Annotated in this window: 15 protein-coding genes; 4 read left to right on the forward strand and 11 right to left on the reverse strand. The window is 56.9% G+C overall.

The annotated features are described in order from the left end of the window. Positions 1-35: 35 nt before the first annotated feature. From HZ995_RS06255 to hslV, 3 genes are read right to left on the reverse strand one after another with little or no spacing between them, the layout of a single operon-like run. Entirely contained in the window at positions 36-1,268 is a 1,233-nt protein-coding gene (locus tag HZ995_RS06255) for an MFS transporter (RefSeq protein WP_209357798.1), read from the reverse strand. 3 nt (positions 1,269-1,271) lie between these two features. Next, a complete protein-coding gene (hslU, locus tag HZ995_RS06260; protein ID WP_209357799.1) occupies positions 1,272-2,582 on the reverse strand; it encodes an ATP-dependent protease ATPase subunit HslU in 1,311 nt (436 codons plus the stop codon). Between the two features lie 15 nt (positions 2,583-2,597). Then, positions 2,598-3,155, reverse strand: a complete 558-nt coding sequence (hslV, locus tag HZ995_RS06265) for an ATP-dependent protease subunit HslV (protein ID WP_209357800.1) — start codon at positions 3,153-3,155, stop codon at positions 2,598-2,600. A 224-nt stretch (positions 3,156-3,379) separates the two neighbouring features. Here hslV and HZ995_RS06270 point away from each other — a divergent pair, with 224 nt between their 5' ends. Together HZ995_RS06270 and HZ995_RS06275 are read left to right on the forward strand one after the other, a co-directional pair. Then, positions 3,380-3,562 (forward strand): DUF1127 domain-containing protein, encoded by a 183-nt coding sequence (locus HZ995_RS06270; protein WP_209357801.1) that lies wholly within the window; start codon positions 3,380-3,382, stop codon positions 3,560-3,562. A gap of 115 nt (positions 3,563-3,677) precedes the next feature. After that, the gene (locus tag HZ995_RS06275) at positions 3,678-4,583 is read left to right on the forward strand and encodes a hypothetical protein (protein WP_209357802.1); all 906 of its coding nucleotides are present in this window, start codon (positions 3,678-3,680) and stop codon (positions 4,581-4,583) included. A gap of 51 nt (positions 4,584-4,634) precedes the next feature. On the opposite strand, the gene trxA is transcribed toward HZ995_RS06275, so the two are convergent. From trxA to regB, 8 genes are all read right to left on the reverse strand, one after another. After that, on the reverse strand, positions 4,635-4,955 hold the full coding sequence (gene trxA, locus HZ995_RS06280) for a thioredoxin (RefSeq protein ID WP_209357803.1): 321 nt from the start codon (positions 4,953-4,955) through the stop codon (positions 4,635-4,637). Between the two features lie 60 nt (positions 4,956-5,015). Then, the gene (addA, locus tag HZ995_RS06285) at positions 5,016-8,357 is read right to left on the reverse strand and encodes a double-strand break repair helicase AddA (RefSeq protein ID WP_209357804.1); all 3,342 of its coding nucleotides are present in this window, start codon (positions 8,355-8,357) and stop codon (positions 5,016-5,018) included. 2 nt (positions 8,358-8,359) lie between these two features. Continuing rightward, the gene (addB, locus tag HZ995_RS06290; protein WP_209357805.1) at positions 8,360-11,290 is read right to left on the reverse strand and encodes a double-strand break repair protein AddB; all 2,931 of its coding nucleotides are present in this window, start codon (positions 11,288-11,290) and stop codon (positions 8,360-8,362) included. Next, the gene (locus HZ995_RS06295) at positions 11,283-11,975 is read right to left on the reverse strand and encodes a nucleotidyltransferase family protein (protein ID WP_209357806.1); all 693 of its coding nucleotides are present in this window, start codon (positions 11,973-11,975) and stop codon (positions 11,283-11,285) included. The genes addB and HZ995_RS06295 overlap by 8 nt, the downstream gene beginning before the upstream one ends. Continuing rightward, positions 11,951-12,958, reverse strand: a complete 1,008-nt coding sequence (locus HZ995_RS06300; RefSeq protein WP_209357807.1) for an aminoglycoside phosphotransferase family protein — start codon at positions 12,956-12,958, stop codon at positions 11,951-11,953. The genes HZ995_RS06295 and HZ995_RS06300 overlap by 25 nt, the downstream gene beginning before the upstream one ends. After that, positions 12,948-13,424, reverse strand: coding sequence for a tRNA (adenosine(37)-N6)-threonylcarbamoyltransferase complex ATPase subunit type 1 TsaE (gene tsaE / locus HZ995_RS06305; RefSeq protein ID WP_209357808.1), 477 nt, complete (start codon positions 13,422-13,424; stop codon positions 12,948-12,950). Before tsaE ends, HZ995_RS06300 begins: the two co-directional genes overlap by 11 nt. A gap of 45 nt (positions 13,425-13,469) precedes the next feature. Continuing rightward, positions 13,470-14,867 (reverse strand): PAS-domain containing protein, encoded by a 1,398-nt coding sequence (locus HZ995_RS06310; protein WP_209357809.1) that lies wholly within the window; start codon positions 14,865-14,867, stop codon positions 13,470-13,472. Between the two features lie 239 nt (positions 14,868-15,106). Next, positions 15,107-16,477, reverse strand: a complete 1,371-nt coding sequence (regB, locus tag HZ995_RS06315) for a sensor histidine kinase RegB (RefSeq protein ID WP_209357810.1) — start codon at positions 16,475-16,477, stop codon at positions 15,107-15,109. A 157-nt stretch (positions 16,478-16,634) separates the two neighbouring features. Here regB and HZ995_RS06320 point away from each other — a divergent pair, with 157 nt between their 5' ends. Both HZ995_RS06320 and HZ995_RS06325 read left to right on the forward strand, forming a co-directional pair. Continuing rightward, positions 16,635-17,252, forward strand: a complete 618-nt coding sequence (locus HZ995_RS06320) for an SCO family protein (protein WP_209357811.1) — start codon at positions 16,635-16,637, stop codon at positions 17,250-17,252. A 71-nt stretch (positions 17,253-17,323) separates the two neighbouring features. Continuing rightward, positions 17,324-17,878, forward strand: a complete 555-nt coding sequence (locus tag HZ995_RS06325; protein ID WP_209357812.1) for an ActR/PrrA/RegA family redox response regulator transcription factor — start codon at positions 17,324-17,326, stop codon at positions 17,876-17,878. Positions 17,879-17,905: the final 27 nt, after the last annotated feature.

Raw genomic sequence — 17,905 nt, forward strand, 5'->3', positions numbered from 1 at the left:
CTCTCCTAAAGGGCAGGGCCACTATGTGGATTGCGTCACGCGGGATCAACCGAGCTTTGGATTTGGTCACGCAACTTTCGTATTCCGACATAAAGCGCTGCCGTGACACAGGCAAAAAACACCGCAATGCCGAGGTACTGGGCTTCAAGACCGATCCCAAGGTCGATCAACCCACCCGTCAGCCCCGGCCCAACCGCCGATCCAAACACCATGGCCGCCGCCGCCAAAGCCTTGATCGCGCCGATATGTTTGGTGCCATAGACCTCGGCCCAAAAGGCGGGAACGAGCGTGGTTGAGGCCCCTGCCGTGACGCCAAAGAACAAGAGACCCAGCCAGATCATCGGCAGCCCCGAGGCCAATGCAAAGCAAATGAAGGCCAGCGCGATTGGGAGTTCATAGAAGGGCAAGATCCGCGTCACACCAAAGCGATCCAGCGCCCAGCCGAAACAGGTCATTGAAGCGACGGTCACTGCGGTGAAAAACGGAAAGCTTGCGACAAGCGACAGATGCGACAGGGCTTTGACCTCGGCGAAATGCACCTGATGAAAGAAAAACGCCGTGCCAAAGGCCGACTGGCCGACAATCGCGGGGAACATGAGCCAGAAAACCCAGTGTTTCAGGGTTTCCCCACGGGTCCAATGGCGCTGATCAAGGCCAAGTGTGACGGTTGTTTCTGCCAGCTCATTGGGGCTGCGTTCGGATTTCAAAAGCTGGCGAAGCGCGGGGATCCCGAGCGCCGCCATGACCGCAGCGGCCACCCACAGAAGTCGCCAATCGAGCCAGCCCATCAACAGGACGAAACTGATCGGTAGGATGATCTCGGCTGTTGAAAACCCGAATGACGCAATGGCAATCGCCCGCCCGCGCATCTTGGAAAACCACCGGCTCATGATCACGATGCCAAGGTGGCTCGACATGCCTTGGCCGGTGAACCTAAGGGCAAAGATGGCGAGGGGCAGCAAAGCCGCATAGGGGTTGGCGGCCATAAAGAGGCAAGCGATGACAGAGCCGATCAGGATGATCGTTCCCAAAGTCCGCGCGCGAAACCGATCTGCCAGCGCCCCAGCCCAGACCATCACGACCGCCGAGGCCGTGGTCCCCATGGCATAAATTGCGCCCCATTCGCCGTGGCTGAGGCCAAACTCGGCGCGGATTTCACCAGCGAAAATCGAGATGAAAAAAGTCTGCCCGAACCCCGACATAAACGTCAAAAGCGCGCCAGCCGCCAGCCAGCGCGCATTGTCGATCAGGAAACGGGCAAAGCCCATGGTCTACAGAACGTAGCGGGAAACATCCGCGGATTTCGTGAGCTCGCCGAGGTTCTTTTCAACGAAAGCCGCGTCGACGGTGATTTCCTGGCCGCCCTGGTCCGGTGCGTTGAAGGACAGTTCCTCGAACACACGTTCCATGACGGTATAAAGCCGCCGCGCACCGATGTTTTCGACCGATTGGTTCACATCCGCCGCGATCTTCGCCAGCTCGGCGATGCCCTCATCGGTAAACGTGACCGTAACCTCTTCGGTCGCCATCAGAGCGGTGTATTGGCGGGTCAGGGCGTTGTCGGTTTCGGTCAGGATGCGCACGAAGTCATCCTCGGTCAGCGCGCGCAGCTCGACGCGGATCGGCAGACGACCTTGAAGTTCCGGCAAGAGGTCAGAAGGCTTCGCGATATGAAACGCACCGGACGCGATGAAGAGGATGTGGTCGGTTTTCACTGGACCGTGCTTTGTGGACACCGTGGTGCCTTCGATCAAGGGCAGCAGATCACGTTGCACCCCTTCGCGGCTGACGTCGCCACCCCGCGCATCGGAACGCGCGCAGACCTTGTCGATCTCGTCCAGGAATACGATGCCGTTTTCCTCAACCGAACTCAGCGCGTTCTTGGTGACAGTCTCGTCATCCAAAAGCTTGTCCGCTTCTTCGCCGATCAGAACCTCATAGCTTTCCGCCACAGTCAGCTTTTTGCGCGTGGTGCGCCCGCCCATGGCTTTGCCAAAGATATCGCCAAGGTTCATCATGCCCATCTGGCTGCCGGGCTGGCCGGGAATATCGAACATGCCACCCATGGGGTTTGAGGTATCGGCGACCTCAAGCTCGATCACTGTGTCATCGAGCTCTCCGGCCAGGAGTTTCTTGCGGAACATCTCGCGGGTGCCTTCGCGCGCGTCCTCACCAGCAATCGCAGTGATCACCCGCTCCTCGGCGGCGGAGCGCGCATTCGCCTTGACCTCTTCTCGCATGTGTTCGCGAGTCTGCAAGATCGCCGCATCCACCAGATCGCGCACGATCTGTTCCACGTCACGGCCGACATAGCCGACCTCGGTGAATTTCGTCGCCTCAACCTTCAGAAACGGAGCCTTCGCAAGTTTCGCCAGACGCCGGGAAATCTCTGTTTTGCCGACACCAGTGGGGCCGATCATGAGGATATTCTTAGGATAAACTTCGTCGCGCAGATCGTCAGACAGCTGCTTGCGCCGCCAGCGGTTGCGCAGCGCGACAGCAACAGCACGTTTCGCGTCCTTTTGGCCGATAATGAAACGGTCCAGCTCCGAGACAATCTCGCGGGGGGTTAGGTCGGTCATGGTGGTTCCTTTACCTTACGCCGAGATCGTTTCGACCGTCAGCCGGCCATTCGTGTAAACGCAGATGTCGGCGGCAATTGCCATCGCATCGCGTGCGATAGTTTCGGCATCCTTGTCGCTGTCCATCATGCCGCGCGCCGCCGCCAGCGCAAAGTTGCCGCCAGAGCCGATCGCGGTCACGTCATGCTCGGGCTCCAGAACGTCCCCTGCCCCGGTGATCACTAAAAGATCGCTGCCATCCGTCACGATCAACATGGCTTCGAGCTTTTGCAGGTATTTGTCGGTGCGCCAGTCCTTGGCGAGCTCGACCGAAGCCCGCGCCAATTGGCCTGGCGTTGCTTCGAGTTTCGCTTCCAGCCGTTCCAACAAAGTAAACGCGTCCGCTGTGGATCCCGCAAACCCAACCACAACCTCATGTCCACCGGGCTTAAGCCGACGCACTTTGCGCGCGGTGCCTTTGATGACGGTTTGGCCAAGGCTGACTTGCCCGTCGCCAGCAATCACGACCTCGCCGCCCTTTTTGACGCCAATGATGGTTGTTCCATGCCAACCGGGGAAACTGTCCTCTGCCATAGTGGCCTCCTGCATTCGGTGTTCATATATGGGACGCCCCCCAAAAAGACACAAGCCCGCGGGCAAAATTGCGTAGAATCCCCGAATCTCTTCCCCAACGACAAGCTATGCAGCGCGCGCAAACCGGGGCTGTCGAACTGGCATTTGTAAAGTTCTCAAACTGCCTGTTATTTGCGCACAACAACCGACACAAGGTCGGCTGTCCCATTCAAAGGAATACTGAAATGGCAACTATCGCTCTGACCGCACAAGCGCCTTTCAAGGCAGCTGGCTCTCTCTTTTCTTTTGTAGGCACCGCAGTCGCGGCTGTCGTCGCATGGAACGAAAAACGCAATGACCTGCGTGTACTTTCCAGCCTGAGCGACGCTCAGCTGGATGACATCGGTCTGTCCCGCGGCGATTTCTAATCCCGCACCCTAAAGTACCCTCCCCAAAAAGCCGTCTGACCCCGTCAGGCGGTTTTTTCTTTGGCAGGGGCGGTCTATGTTTGGCTTGATATAGGTTTACATCGGCTGAACACTTATGCCCGCGCCGCGCATCACACGGTTCTATTTACCCCCACCTCGGATCAAGAAGGTGCGCGCGGGTCAGGATCGATACATTTCGCGACTTATGAATGTGCTGCGCGAAGACGGGTTTGACGTCGAGCTGCACGACAACAAGACCGCCCGCAGCAGCTATGAAGGCTATTCCATCTTTAGCATGGAACCCGCAAATGCCGAACGATCCGTCACGATTCGCGAGGCCTATCACCCCTCATTCCATCGTATCGAAGTCGAGAAAAAGCGTTGGCTTTGGGAGGTCGCACAGGCAGAGTTTGACCCTTCGCGTGTCAATCCGGATCGCGCTGCGAAATTCTATGCCGATTGGCGCGCGCGATTGTTCGGAGACGCAGCGACCCAAACCCAGCGCGATGGGTCAATCCTGATCCCCTTGCAGGGAAAACTGACGCGCCACCGCGTTTTTCAGACCTGCAGCCCGGTCGATATGATCGCCAAAACAGCGTCGCATTTCCCTGACCGACCCATCCATGTGACCCTGCATCCTCGCGAGGTTTATACGGGGCAAGAAACCCGAGCACTTGAGGATCTCGCGGGCCAATTTTCAAATGTGAACCTCTCGACCCGTCCGTCGTATGAGATCGCCAAGACCTGCGATTTCATCGTGACCCAGAATTCGTCCGTCGCGTTCATGGCGAATTTCTTTGCCAAACCGTCGGTGCTTTTTGGAAAGATCGATTTTCATCACATCGCGTTGGATGTGTCTCGGATGTCTTCTGACATGGCCTTTGACCAGATCGCCGAACACCGCCCCGACTATGCCGCCTATGTTTGGTGGTTCTGGCAGCGACATTCGATCAACCTGCGTCGCAAGAACGCCGACGACAAGATCCGAGCTCGTCTGCGTAAATTCGGCTGGCCGCTCTAACGAAAAAAGCGCCCCAATGGAGCGCCTTTCCAAGAAATCTGTCAGATCTGCTTAGATCGAGTCTTCGATCCAGCTTTGCAGCGCCGCTTTAGGGGCCGCGCCCGCGCGGTTCGAAATCACCTGACCGTCCTTAAAGATGAACAGCGCCGGAATGCCGCGAACGCCCATGGACGCAGCTGCGTTCGGGTTGCTGTCGACATCGACTTTGGCGATCTTGACCTTGCCTTCCATCTCGGAAGACAGCTCTTCGAGAGCTGGGCCAATTTGTTTACATGGGCCACACCATTCCGCCCAGAAATCGACGACGACTGGGATAGAGGAATTTTTGACTTCGGCGTCAAAAGTGGCATCGGTGACAGCAACGGTTGCCATGATTTTCTCCTAAAGAGGGAAGTGAGTTGGTTAAGAACCTAGGTACGAGATGCTGGGGCGTCAAGCAGCTAGCGCCCTATGGAGTGCGTCATTCACCAATTCTTGAGGCAAAAGCATGAGTTCGGTTGATTTCGTCCACAAAAGCGCGGTCTCGATGCGGCGATCAGGATAGACCTGCGCAAGGGCGTGGGCATAGGCGCCCATCTGACGCATGAGGCCTTCGGGCACCGTGTCCACGCTTTGTGGCACGACCGCATTTGTCTTGAAATCGATCGCGAGAATGCGGTCCGGCGTGACGATCAAACGGTCGATTGTGCCGTGCAGTCGGTTTGACCCCAGATGTGCAGAAATGGAAACCTCGACCAGGGCATCTTCGGCAAATACATGGGTCAGATGTTCGCTTTTGAGAACACGCGCCGCCTCTGTCAGCAGGGTGGTATCTGCTGGGTCCGCATCCGTGAGGTCGAGGATGTGCTGTGCGGCACATTCCCAGTCCTCTGGCGGGTGATTTGGGAGGTTTTCCAGCAATGCATGGATAGCAGACCCTCTTGCTTTGGCCGTTTCTTCGTCTAATCCGGCCTCTCCGGCCAAAGCCTTGGCGCCACCCAGCTCAGAGGGGCTGAGTGTCTTGGAAGGTGTAGTCACCATCGGGGCATCTTGGGCAAAAACAGGCTCTAATTCACCAGAATTCGCTATTTTGGCCGAAGGCGCGTCCTCGATGGGTCCACCCCAATCCCCATGCGAATACCGAAGCCCCTGCCCGATCAAAAAATCCTGCGGAACCGCTCCCGCCGATTTCATCCCCGCTTCGATGGTCTGGTACCAAGTCTCGCCAGATTTATCCAAATCCCCGGCGGCCGCCACGACCAGCCATTTCTCTGCGCGGGTCATGGCGACATAAAGCAGCCGTTGCCGTTCCTCCATCTGACGATCCGCCAAGGCCACTCTGCGCTCGGAAACCGCCTCGGGCATCTCGGCACTTGGTCCGGTCCACAACGGCACCCCATCTGCATCAAGGATCGCCGGCGCGCTGGGCCGGTTGCGCTTGCCGGTGTCGGGCAGAATTACAATCGGCGCTTCAAGCCCTTTAGAGCCATGCACCGTCATCACGCGAATACGGTCTTCGGCGGAATCCATCTGACGTTTGATTTCCAGATCATCTGTTTCCATCCAAACCAGAAAGCCGGTCAGACTGGGCACGGAAGACCGCTCATAAGCCAGCGCCTGACTCAAAAGCGAATTGATCCCGTCCTCAGCCTCGGACCCCAGCCGTGACAAGAGTTTCGCACGGCCTTTGTGGCGGGTCAGAATGCGCTCGATTAGGTCGTAAGGCCGCAAGAAATCGGTTTGCCCCATGAGATCGCCGAGGATCTCCATGGTTTCCGGAAACTCGTCGCCTCGATCGCGCAGCGCTTGCCACAATAACGGCACCTCACGACGGTGCGCGAGGTCGAACAGCGCCTGCTCGCTCCAGCCAAAGAGTGGTGACCTTAGCACCGTTGCCAAAGAGAGGCTGTCTTCCGGCGTGGAGAGGAAGCTCAACAAGGCTGCTAGGTCGCGCACCGCGAGCTCGGCTCCGACTTTCAGCCGGTCTGCCCCCGCGATGGGCAGGTCCGCGGCTTTGCAGGCGCGGATGATTTCTTGGAACAGGTCAGAGCGGCGTTGCACGAGGATTAGAAAGTCTCCAGCCCGCACCCTGCGTTGGCTGTAGACCCCGGTTTCATCCTTGCCAGCGGGAATTGTAGCGCCCGTCGCGATCATGCGTTTGATTTGATCCGCAATCATGCGCGCCAAGTGAACCGTGTGATGCATTTCCGAAAGTCGGTCGACGGGATCGAACCAGTCGCCCTCTTCCGCTTTTGCTGTAGGTTCAATCACAGGCCACAGATCGACCCGCCCCGGCATGTCGCTGTTAAACGCAATGTGCTGCTCGAAATCCGTGTCCGCGCGCAGCTTAAAGCATTCATCGACCACCCGAAGGATTGCATAGGACGACCGAAACGAATGTTCGAGTTCGGATTTCTGCAACGGCGTTCGCGAGCCATCCAGCCGCGCCGCGAACTCTTCGCGCATGCGATCAAACTCGGCGGGGTCGGCCCCCTGGAAGGAATAGATCGACTGCTTCTTGTCCCCGACGACGAAGATCGTACGCGGATGCTCTGCGTCATGCGCGCCTTCGCCAGACGTGAATTCTTGCGCCAAGCGCTCGATGACCTGCCATTGCTCGGGGCTGGTATCCTGCGCCTCGTCGACCAGAATGTGATCGATGCCACCGTCCAAACGATACAGAACCCAAGCGGCCACGGCTGGATCATTCAGCAAATCACGTGCCCGTAAGATCAGGTCGTCAAAGTCCAGCCAACCCAATTTTTGCTTTTGATTTTCATACCTTTTGACGAAGGCATGACCAAAGCGCCAAAGCGCTAAGGATCGTTGGGCATTTGCCAGGGCCAACCGCTTGGGACGCGCCTCTTCGACCCGCGCCATTAACTTGTTCAGTTTTTCCGTCAGGTCGGGGTAGTCCGACTGCAATTTCTTGGTTGGTATAGACCCTATCTTAGCAGAAAACGGCGTTTTCTTGATAAGACACACGTCTTCGAGGATACTCAAATCCCCATAGTCGAAATCAGAGACTTTTTCGAGTTTGGACGCATTTTTCTGATCAGTTACACTCCCTGTTTTCATCGCAGCGATGAGGGCACTAAAGAGCGACGCCTCGTCGCCCAAAAACACCTCAGAGGCGATGACATTTTCGGACATTTGAGGATCGATCCCCAATGCTGCACAGATTGCTTCCCAGGATGGATCCTGCACAAAGGCCGCGCTGTGTTTCGCGATATCCGCCGAGATCTGTTGGAAATCCGTTCCAGTAAAGACCTGAGCAAATTGCGCCACAAGTTCCGCGTCATCCCCCCCTGCCAACTCTTCGACAATCGACTCGCGCAAGAGCGTTGCCGCGCGATCCTCCATCTCTCGAAACAGAGGCGACACACCGGCCTCTAACGGAAACCGGCGCAGCAACGACGCGCAGAAAGAATGGATGGTTTGGATCTTCAGCCCGCCCGGCGTTTCAATCGCGCGCGCAAACAACGTCCGAGCATCCCGCAGTCTGGCGCGGTCTACGGGGCCATCGATGCCCAGCTCTTCCAGCTCATGCCGCAGCTCGCGATCATCCTTCATGGCCCAGGCACCAAGACGTTTGAACAGACGGTTCTGCATCTCGGATGCAGCGGCTTTGGTGTAGGTCAGGCAGAGAATATGCTGAGGCTCGACCCCTTGCAGCAAAAGCCGTGCCACGCGATCCGTTAAAACCCGCGTCTTACCGCTGCCCGCGTTTGCATTCAGCCATGTCGAGGCCCGTGGCTGGGCCGCTTGGACCTGTCGGCGTGTTGCATCGTTCATCTTCACGTCAGATCCTCCGGCTTGGGCGCGTCGGTCACTTCCCATTCCCCAAATCGCGCGAGCTGGTCATAGTCACCGATGTCCGTATCCTTGCGCAGCGCGCGGCGGGCCGTGTAGCCCTGCTCGGGATCCTGGTATTTCGTGATCAATTGCTCGAATTCGGTCCAGATCTGCGCAGGCGGCGTGTCAACCAAAGGCGCAGCAACGTCCTTCGGAGTATTCCCAAGACCAAGGTAAATCGCGGCCACCACTTCGGACGGGGTGATGCCCTCAAACCCGCCGCGTTCTGCCATCGCAGCCTCAAGCAACAGCTGCTTGTCAAAGAACTTTTGTTCCTCGGGCGACGGGGGTGTTCCGGTCTTGTAGTCATAGATCAGCAGATTGCCGTTTTCATCACGGTCGATCCGGTCGGCCGTGCCACTCAGAGTGAATCCCAGATGGGGGATTTCTGACCGAGCACGGGTTTCAAACCCGGCGGGTTTGGCGTGTTTGCGACGAGAGGTTTCGCCCGCGATAAAATGCCCAGAGACGCGTTCCATGCGGGAAATCCAGAGGGCGCGAGCCGCGTTCCAGGGTACGTTTTCTGCAAGAATAGTCTCTGAAATCTGCATCAAATGCGCGTGGGTCAGATTGTTTGGGTCTGCGTCTACGTCTTTGACGAATTGCTCCAGGACCTCATGCACCACGATGCCACGCAGCAGGGCATCAGGCAGCTTCATGAGTGGATCCAAGGTACGCAAGCTTAGGACATGTTTTGCGTAAATAGCATAGGGGTCGCGGATCAGCCGTTTGATCTCTGTCACGGACAATCGTGTCGGCCGCGCGCTGACAGGCGGCCGCGGGGCGGGGCGGTGCGCCGGCTCAGTTTGTGCGACGGCTTCGAGTTGCGCCACGCGGTCAAGCCAAGTGGCGCCACGTGATCGCATAGCCGTCAGAGCATCCGGTCCGCCTTGCTCCCTCAGACCGGACAAAAGGTTGGCGAGGCGGTTGATCCAGCGCGAAGGAACGGTTTCCGCCTCATCTGAACGGATAGAGCGCGTCAACCAGACCTCTTTCGCGCCAATTGCCTGCTGGAAGTCATGTGCGGACAGGCCAATACGACGCTCCGGCAGCAAAAGCCCTGCGTCATGGCGCATTTTTCGGTTGAGCCACGGGTCAGGTGATGGGCTTTCGGGCCAACTGCCCTCATTGAGCCCACCAAGGATTAAAAGTTCCGCACCCTGCACCCGCGCTTCGAGGGTGCCCCAGATCAGGATATATGGATGCGGTGCGTCACGATCCCGAACTTCGCCGCGCGACAAGACCGCGCCAAACAGGTCGGCATAATCGCCCGCCGTCATCTCGCCAGCATAGCCCGCGTTGGACTGTAGTTGCGAGACAATGCGGATCGCCTCGCGACCGGCTTTCTCGTCCCAAAGACCGCCGCTGCCGTCCGCTGCGGTAGATCCCCGCGCGATCCGTTCAGCCAAATCGAGGTGTGCTGTGACGCGAGCGTCCAGCGAAATCTCTTCGAGCGAAACCTGATCGCAGAAATGCGATGCAAGCCACTGCAACCAGTCCGAGGCATCTTTCTGTCCGGCACCGAAAGCCGTGAGCTTTTCGGCCGTCGGAAAGGTGATCCCCTTGCGGCGAAGGTAAAGTTCGAGGTCTCGCGTCAAACGAAGGTGCGTATTGCGGTCAGAACCCGAATGCGTCAGTGGGTGCTTAAGCAGGGTCAGCAAAGCCTCTGACGTCAATTCCTGCTGAAACAGAGCCGAAACATGCCGTAAAAACCGCCCCGGAGGAGACAATTGCAAAGGCGTACCCGCCGAGTCATCTGGCAAGATATTCCAACGATCCAATGCGGCTGTGACCTGGCGGGTTAGCATCCGGTCGGGCGTGATCAAAGCCGCAGTCACGCCATCCTCGGCAGCTTGCCTTAGTCGCATGGCAATGGCGAGGGCTTCATCGCGCATTGATCCCGCTTCGACCAAAGTGATGTCTTCGCAGGCCGCGTGCAGATCAGTCAGACTTGGGCCTTCTGACAGCCATTGGTCTGTGACCGGCGCTGGGCGAAGGGCCAGCGACACAAGCCGATTACGCGCGGGGCTTGGCGCTTGGATCTCGGTCCAGGGTTGAACATCCATGGGCGACATGTCCAAACCACGCAGGATTTTGTTGAACCGATATTGCGGGTGATCCTCTGCCGAGAGTGCATCCCCAAGCGTCGCCCAAACAGAGGCCGGGGTATCAAAATCGAACCCGGGCAGGATCAATGCCCCCTGCGGCAGCCGCGCGATAGCCTGCATCAGCAACATTGTCGTGCCCCGCGAACCTGTTGAGCCCGCCAAAATCACCGGATGATCCGGTGGCGCGACCTCCCACTGGGCGATTAGCGCCTCGACGATCTGTCTTTGGCGGGATTCGGCGTCTGGTTCTTCTGCGACGGTGGCTAGAAACCGACGCGCAATGCCAAAGAATTGCTGCGCCCGTTCCCAATGGCCCGATTGATCGCTGATATCCAACGCGGCAATGGCGTCCGGCGACACACCCTCGCCGTTCATTTCATCCATGAGCGTCGCAAGACTGTCAGCCAGATCAAAAAGCGACGCGCGCGGAGCGAGGTCGGGTTGTTGCTCCAAAAGCCGTGCGATGATCTGGGTCAGTTCGAACCGTCGACGCAAAGGATTGACCGCGGGCGGCAAAGGGGTCTTGAGCGACTGCCCAAGGCTGGTCAGCAGCTTGACCCGCGGCAAGAGCATCGGCGGACCCTGATCAAACAATTGCCGCATCCGCCGCGCCATCCGCTGGGTGTTAACGATGACCTCAACACGCGCCATAGCCTCGGGGGGGTGGGACTGCATCCGCGCCTTGAGACCCTCGATCAGAGCACGCGGAAAATCGACGCCGGGCGCGACGCCAAAGACGTTCGGCTTGCCTGTGATTTCAAACATCTTGCCCCCTCAAAAGCCCTTCGGCCAACGCGATCCCGTCCGGGTGTCCGACGTCGCACCATCGTCCAGGGTAGTCCAGCCCAAAGAGCCGCTTGTCCTGCGCAATCTGATCCCAGATTTCATTCAGCGAGAATGTTCGATTTGGATGGGCTTTTACGCGGTCTGTTTTAATGATCTGAACGCCACCATAGACGAATTCGCCTTTTCGGGAAATCATGCCATTTTCGTCAATACTGAAGTCCCCAGGAGAGACTCTACCAAGGCAATTTTCGACCCTAATACACACTAAAAGCGCATCCATGCGTTTCGGGTTCCACGACTCTAACAAAAGACGAAACGGATTGGGACCGTCCCAGATACAATCACTGTTACTGGTGAAAACCGGGGATTGTTTCAAAAATGGCAACGCCGCCTTCAAGCCTCCTCCGGTATCCAAAATGTCCGGTTTTTCGATGCTGATTTTGACGTCTTTTTCCGCCAAATGATCGACGATTTGATCGGCCAGATAGTGGGCATTTACAACTGTGATCTCGGGCGAAATGCCGTCAACCAAGTCCAGAGTGTGGTCGATGAGGCCTTTGCCATTTACCTTGATCAAGGGCTTGGGAGTCGAGCGGGTCAGTTCGCCCATGCGTGTTCCAAAACCAGCGGCAAATATCATCACTGAGGTGGGGGTGTCAGGCATTCGGTTCTCAGAAAATTCAGGTGAGTCTCGGCGGGAAATGGAAGTGTCTCATCCACAATCTTCCGTAGGTCATTGAGGTCCGGATGCGCCAAATCGCGCTCCAGATACGCCCAGACTCGCGGAATGAAATCGACATAGCTGGGCCGGTGCAGCAGACGCGACAGACGCGCAAACATACCGATGATGCGCAGGTTGCGAATGGCTCCGAGGGCTGCATAGGTTGTGGTAAACTCATCCTCACTGATCGAGGCGCGTTTTCGAAAGTAGGTGCACATCTCCAGTTCGAAATCAGGAGAAATATCCCGCCGCGCATCTTGCAACAGAGACACCACATCGAAGGCGGGGTGCCCCAGCATTGCATCCTGGAAATCCAACAGACCGGCTCTTGATGTGCCGCTACGCTGGGGAAGCCACATAATGTTCTCTGCGTGAAAGTCTCGTAGCATCAAGCAGCTTGGCTTCGGGAGCAGGTTGTTTGCGAGCGCCTCAACCAAGTCCACAATCGACTGCCCCAAGGCGTCGCGTTCTCCGGTACTGGCGGGCGCGTACCATTGCCATGCTGTGGCGGCGAGCTCTCCGAGATGCGCCGCGTCACAAATGGGTAAGCCTTGCGGCGCTGGATGTGCCTGCAGATGCAACACAGCATCAAGAGCTATCGGATAGCGACTGCCTTGATCGCCGGGCATGTCCGCGAAACGCAGGTCACCAAAGTCCTCCAGGACCAAAAAGCCTGGGGCTTCTGCATAGATTTCTGGAGCAGACAGGTGGATCTTCCGTAAATGGCGGCCGATCTTCAGGAATCGTGCCATTTCATCTGACGGAGCTTGGGATGCATCCATCAAAATGGCCGTGTCCCGGGTCTGCTTGGTCAGACGAAAGTATTTACGCGCGGATGCGTCTTGGGTCAGCGCGGCTATTGCGGCCGAAGCCCAATCGGAGTTCGCAAGAAAGCGCGCACCCTCGGGGTGAAGATCAGAGGTCATCCAGACCTGCGAGTTTTTCGTCCCATTTCGCAGCCTCCCATGTGAAGGTGAGCGCACGTTGGCCGGGATGTTCTGTCATACGCATGGATACCGAAAGGGCCGAGGACGGCGCAAGCTCCGCCAGACGGTCGGGCCATTCGACCAGACATAGCGCATCGCTGAACGCGTCAATCAGGCCCAGTTCGACCACCTCGTCCGGACTGGTCAACCGATAGAGATCCGCGTGCCAGATTTCGAATTGATACACCTCATAGATCTGGACCAGAGTAAAGGTCGGCGACGGAACATCCTCTGGCTCTGGCAAAAGGCTTTGGATCAGTGCGCGTGCAAAATGGGTTTTTCCAGCGCCGATATCACCGGTGAACAGCAGCACGTCGCCCGCACTCAGACGCGGTGCGATGGTTTTTGCCAGCTGGGTGGTGGCATCCGGTTCGGTTAAGTCGAGCGAAAAATTGCGCTGGGTCATAGTGCAAAGATACTACGCCCTGCCTCACCTGCAACCAGCAAGCGCCTAGTTGGTTGTGAGTTTTTTTGCGTCGATTGGGACCGGCACGGTGCCTTCGTGAAATGTCAGAATAGTGTAACCACCCATGATCGGATCCGCTTGAATTCGCAAGATCTTGCCGGACTCCTGATTCAACTCGCGAACCCAGCCATGTCGATCGTGATATAGGCGCAAATAGTTACTGAGGCTCCCGATTATCAGAGTCTCTTTCACCTTATCTTGCCAAATCTTCTCGAAATCGACCCAGGTGAAATTTGCGATGGAGCTGTCAGGGTCGACATGCCACATCTTTTGGAAAGCGGCATTGGTCATCGAGAAACTCCCTCCGGGGGAGACAACGGCGATTGCTGAGGGAAGATTGTTGATGACGGCTTTTGTGATGTCCAATTGCGCACGAAATCGCCTCTCCAGAGACAGTTCGGCGCTGATGTCTTCGAACAGAAACGCCACTGCGCCATTTGGATGCGGGCGTCCAGTAACACGAAAAGTTTCGCCCGATGGCAGTGGCCAGATTTCGCGGTAGCGGTCGTCAGTGGCATCCAGCACCATATGCATGATGCGCTCACGCCAAGATCCATAATTGCGTGGCTCGGGGATCATGCGGTCTTGGCGAAGCTTGTCAAAGAAGGCGTTTAGTGTGGGTTCGCCACTCAGGAAACCTGCGGGCAGGCCAAATTGATCCAAAAGGGCAGGGTTGAACAAGACAAGCCGCCGGTCCCTGTCAAAGATCGCTAGGCCGGTTGAGAGTTGAGCAAATGTCTTTGCCAGCGTCTGAACAAAATTTCGCCGTGCATCATCCGCCTGCACGGCCTTGTCTGCGTTTACCGCAAAGAATGTGCGCGACCCTCCGTTGGCAATCATCGTTATGTCGAAATGGCGCGTGCTGCCGTGATGTTCGGATTCATAAGACACACGAAACGACTCTCCGGATTTGAGATCATCCGGAATTCGGATCTTCATTTTGTCCGCGTGTTCGCCAAGCCGAAAACGATTACCGCATTCTTTAAAAAAGGCAGGGTTCGCCCAAATAACCTTGTTTTGATCCGACATTCTCCAAATCGGAAATGGCGAGTCCATGGATGCGTTGGTCAAAGACTCGAACTCAGATACTGGGACTCGGACGCCAGCCTTGCGTTTGTTTTGCGTAGGCCAATTGTGCAGCGAGAGCTTCGCGTATTTGTTCCATTGTTCAAGCGTTGCCCTGAGTTCTCCGGGTCTTGCGTTGATTGGATAGGTTCGGATTGGATCGTTGTTGTTGCCCAAAGAGACCGGGATCGTCGCGATTCGATTGGCAACCACGCCACGAACATGAGCCCAAGTCACGTCCTTAAGTTCCTGCGTCCCCAAGAGCGCGGTTGCGTCGCGATCGGCGTCAATCAATACGCCGTTCTCAAAGAGAAGCACCAGAGGCGACTCTTCGCGTTGGTATTGCCAACGCCGCGAAGAAGACTGCGATAAGGCGCCTCGAATGCCCACAAGTACGAGGCCAAGCACACAAGCACCTATAAGCCCAAGCTGAATCGCTAGTAAGGCGGAGTCAGAAACCAGCATTTTTCCCTACGGCATCGCAACGCCTAAGGATCAGCAAAAATGGTTAACAAAGTATTAACGCAAAGAAGATGGCGTGGGAGACCAAAGTTGATCTACTGGATCTGCGGGTTCTCGGCGGACAGTGGGCTATCGGCCTGCGCTTCAATTGCCTTACGGGGCCAAGACACCTCGACAATGGCGCCGCTATGTGAGGCGGTCTCATACGTGAGGTTCGCGAAGTGCAGCGTTGCGCCCGTGCGTTCCAGCAAAGTCTTGGCTATAAACAGACCCAATCCCATGCCGTCATAGCCAGGCCTGCGCTTCTTGTCCTTCTCGCTTCGTCCGCGTCGCAACATCGGGCTACCGATCCGGCCAATCACATGATTGGGAAAGCCTGGCCCGTCGTCGATCACACAGACCGAAACAAACTCATTGGTCCAAGTGGCCTCAACCCGCACCGAGGACTTCGAGAAATCCACGGCGTTTTGGATCAGGTTGCGCAGCCCGTGCACGATTTCGGCGCGGCGTTGAACCATGGGTTCCTCGCCGAGGATGTCATCCGAAATGGTTTCATCAATGGTGACGTCTTTGCCGCGGTCACTATGGGGCTCGGCGGCCTCTTCGATAACGGTCAAGAGGGGCAGGCTGCGCATGTGCAGATCGCTTTTGCCGGCCCGCCCCATGGATCGCAGGATATCCCGACAGCGATCTGCTTGCTGACGGATCAATGCCGCGTCTTCCTGCAGTTCTGGATTGTCCGAGAGCTCCTCCATCAATTCGCCGCTGGTCAGTTTGATCGTCGCCAGAGGCGTGCCAAGCTCATGTGCCGCTGCGGCGACCACACCCCCGAGATCCGTCAATTTTTGTTCTCGCGCTAGGGCCATCTGGGTGGCAGCCAGGGCCTCGGCCATTGAAGACATTTCCGAGACAACACGCTGGGAATAGATCGACGAGAACAGCACGGCGATGACGATCCCGGCAAAGCTGCCAATCAGAAAGATCTGCTGTGTTTCCAGAATGACGCCAGATGCCGTGCGCAGTGGGAAATAGAACTGGGTCATCATGGCCACCAAAGCAATGGTGACAGAGGCCAGTATCGCGGTCATCCGCACAGAAAGCGTCGCGGCGGAAATCGTCACAGGCCCAACAACGAGGATCGAGAAGGGGTTGTTCAAGCCTCCGGTCAGAAACAAAAGAAAACACAGTTGCAGTAGGTCAAACAGCAACAATGCCGCGTTTTCGCTTTCCGTCAAAAGTTTGTTTTCGGGAAAGGTGAAATAGCCAAGGATGTTCACCAAAGCCGACACGGCAATGGCCAGAAAGCAAAGTTCGTATTCCAGATCTAGGTGAAAGAACTGCTGGGCCACGATCAGGGCGGTAACCTGACCGATGATAGCGATCCACCGCACCATCGTGATCGTCCGCAAGGAAATCCAATTGCCACGGCGATTGCCAGAGATAAGCTGGACGGGGGTTTCGGGCATGCGGCGTCTCCTTCTTGCGCAACAGGGATAGGCTGTCTGATCCTGATAGGCAAACCATGCGGTGGATTGGCGCGGTGATGCGAATGTGAAGCTCTGCTCTCTTGCCCCATTGTGAGAAGCGGCCTACCTATCGCCGTGACTTTGAAAGGATGTCCCTATGGTTCGTGCAATTGCCGCTGTGTCTACGGTTGCGATCCTCTCTTTATTGGGTGGGGTTTGGTATGTGTCGCAAAACCCTGGCGGAGACGTCTTTGCCCAGTGCCGCGCCTCGCAAGTCGCGGGTGGTGGCGGCGCGATTGGCGGTCCGTTCACTTTGGTGGATGAGGACAACAAAATCGTCACAGATAAGGATGTGATCACTGAGCCGACGTTGGTTTATTTTGGCTATACGTTCTGCCCGGATGCTTGTCCGTTTGATGCGGCCCGCAATGCCGAAGCCGTCGAAATACTTGAGGGTCAGGGGATCTCGACCACGCCGGTTTTTGTTTCGGTGGATCCGGATCGCGACACGCCTGAAGTGTTGAAGGAATGGACGGACTATCTGCATCCGAAAATGCTAGGCCTGACAGGCACTGCCGATCAGCTTAAAGCCGCGACGCGCGCTTATAAGTCCTATTACAAGATCAACGAAAGCGAGGACGAGTTCTATCTCGTGGATCATTCGACTTTCACCTACTTGATGTTGCCCGAGCATGGATTCGTTGAGTTTTTCCGTCGCGACGCGTCTGCGGAACAAACGGCAGATCAGATTGCCTGCTTTGTGAACAACGCATAAGATGAATGTGTTTGACGCAAAGTCGAATAATAGGTATCTAAAATACCGGTTATAGAATTGGAGGCCCAGAGATGGTTGACCAGGCACTTCTCGAGATCGGATCTGACAATAGTCTGTTGTTGGTCGACGACGATGAGGTTTTTCTGAAACGTCTCGCCAAGGCGATGGAAAAGCGCGGGTTCGCTGTTGAAACGGCCGAGTCCGTGGCTGCCGGGCGCGCAATTGCCACCGCACGGCCTCCGGCCTATGCGGTTGTGGATCTGCGTCTGGATGATGGCAACGGTTTGGATGTCGTCGAAGTCTTGCAGGACAAGCGCGAAGACTGTCGGGTTGTGATCCTAACGGGCTATGGTGCGATTGCCACGGCAGTTGCGGCTGTAAAGGCAGGCGCCACGGATTATCTGGCGAAACCGGCGGATGCTCAGGACATCGTGAATGCTCTGTTGTCTGAACGTGGCGAGCTGCCGCCGCCGCCGGAAAACCCGATGAGCGCGGACCGTGTGCGTTGGGAGCATATCCAGCGGATCTATGAGCTCTGCGATCGCAATGTGTCCGAAACGGCGCGCCGTCTGAATATGCACCGCCGTACGCTTCAGCGCATTCTGGCGAAACGCAGCCCACGCTAAAGCGCCCTTTTCGGGCGCTGCCTGCGG

Source organism: Cognatishimia activa, assembly GCF_017798205.1.
GTDB classification, from domain to species: domain Bacteria; phylum Pseudomonadota; class Alphaproteobacteria; order Rhodobacterales; family Rhodobacteraceae; genus Cognatishimia; species Cognatishimia activa_A.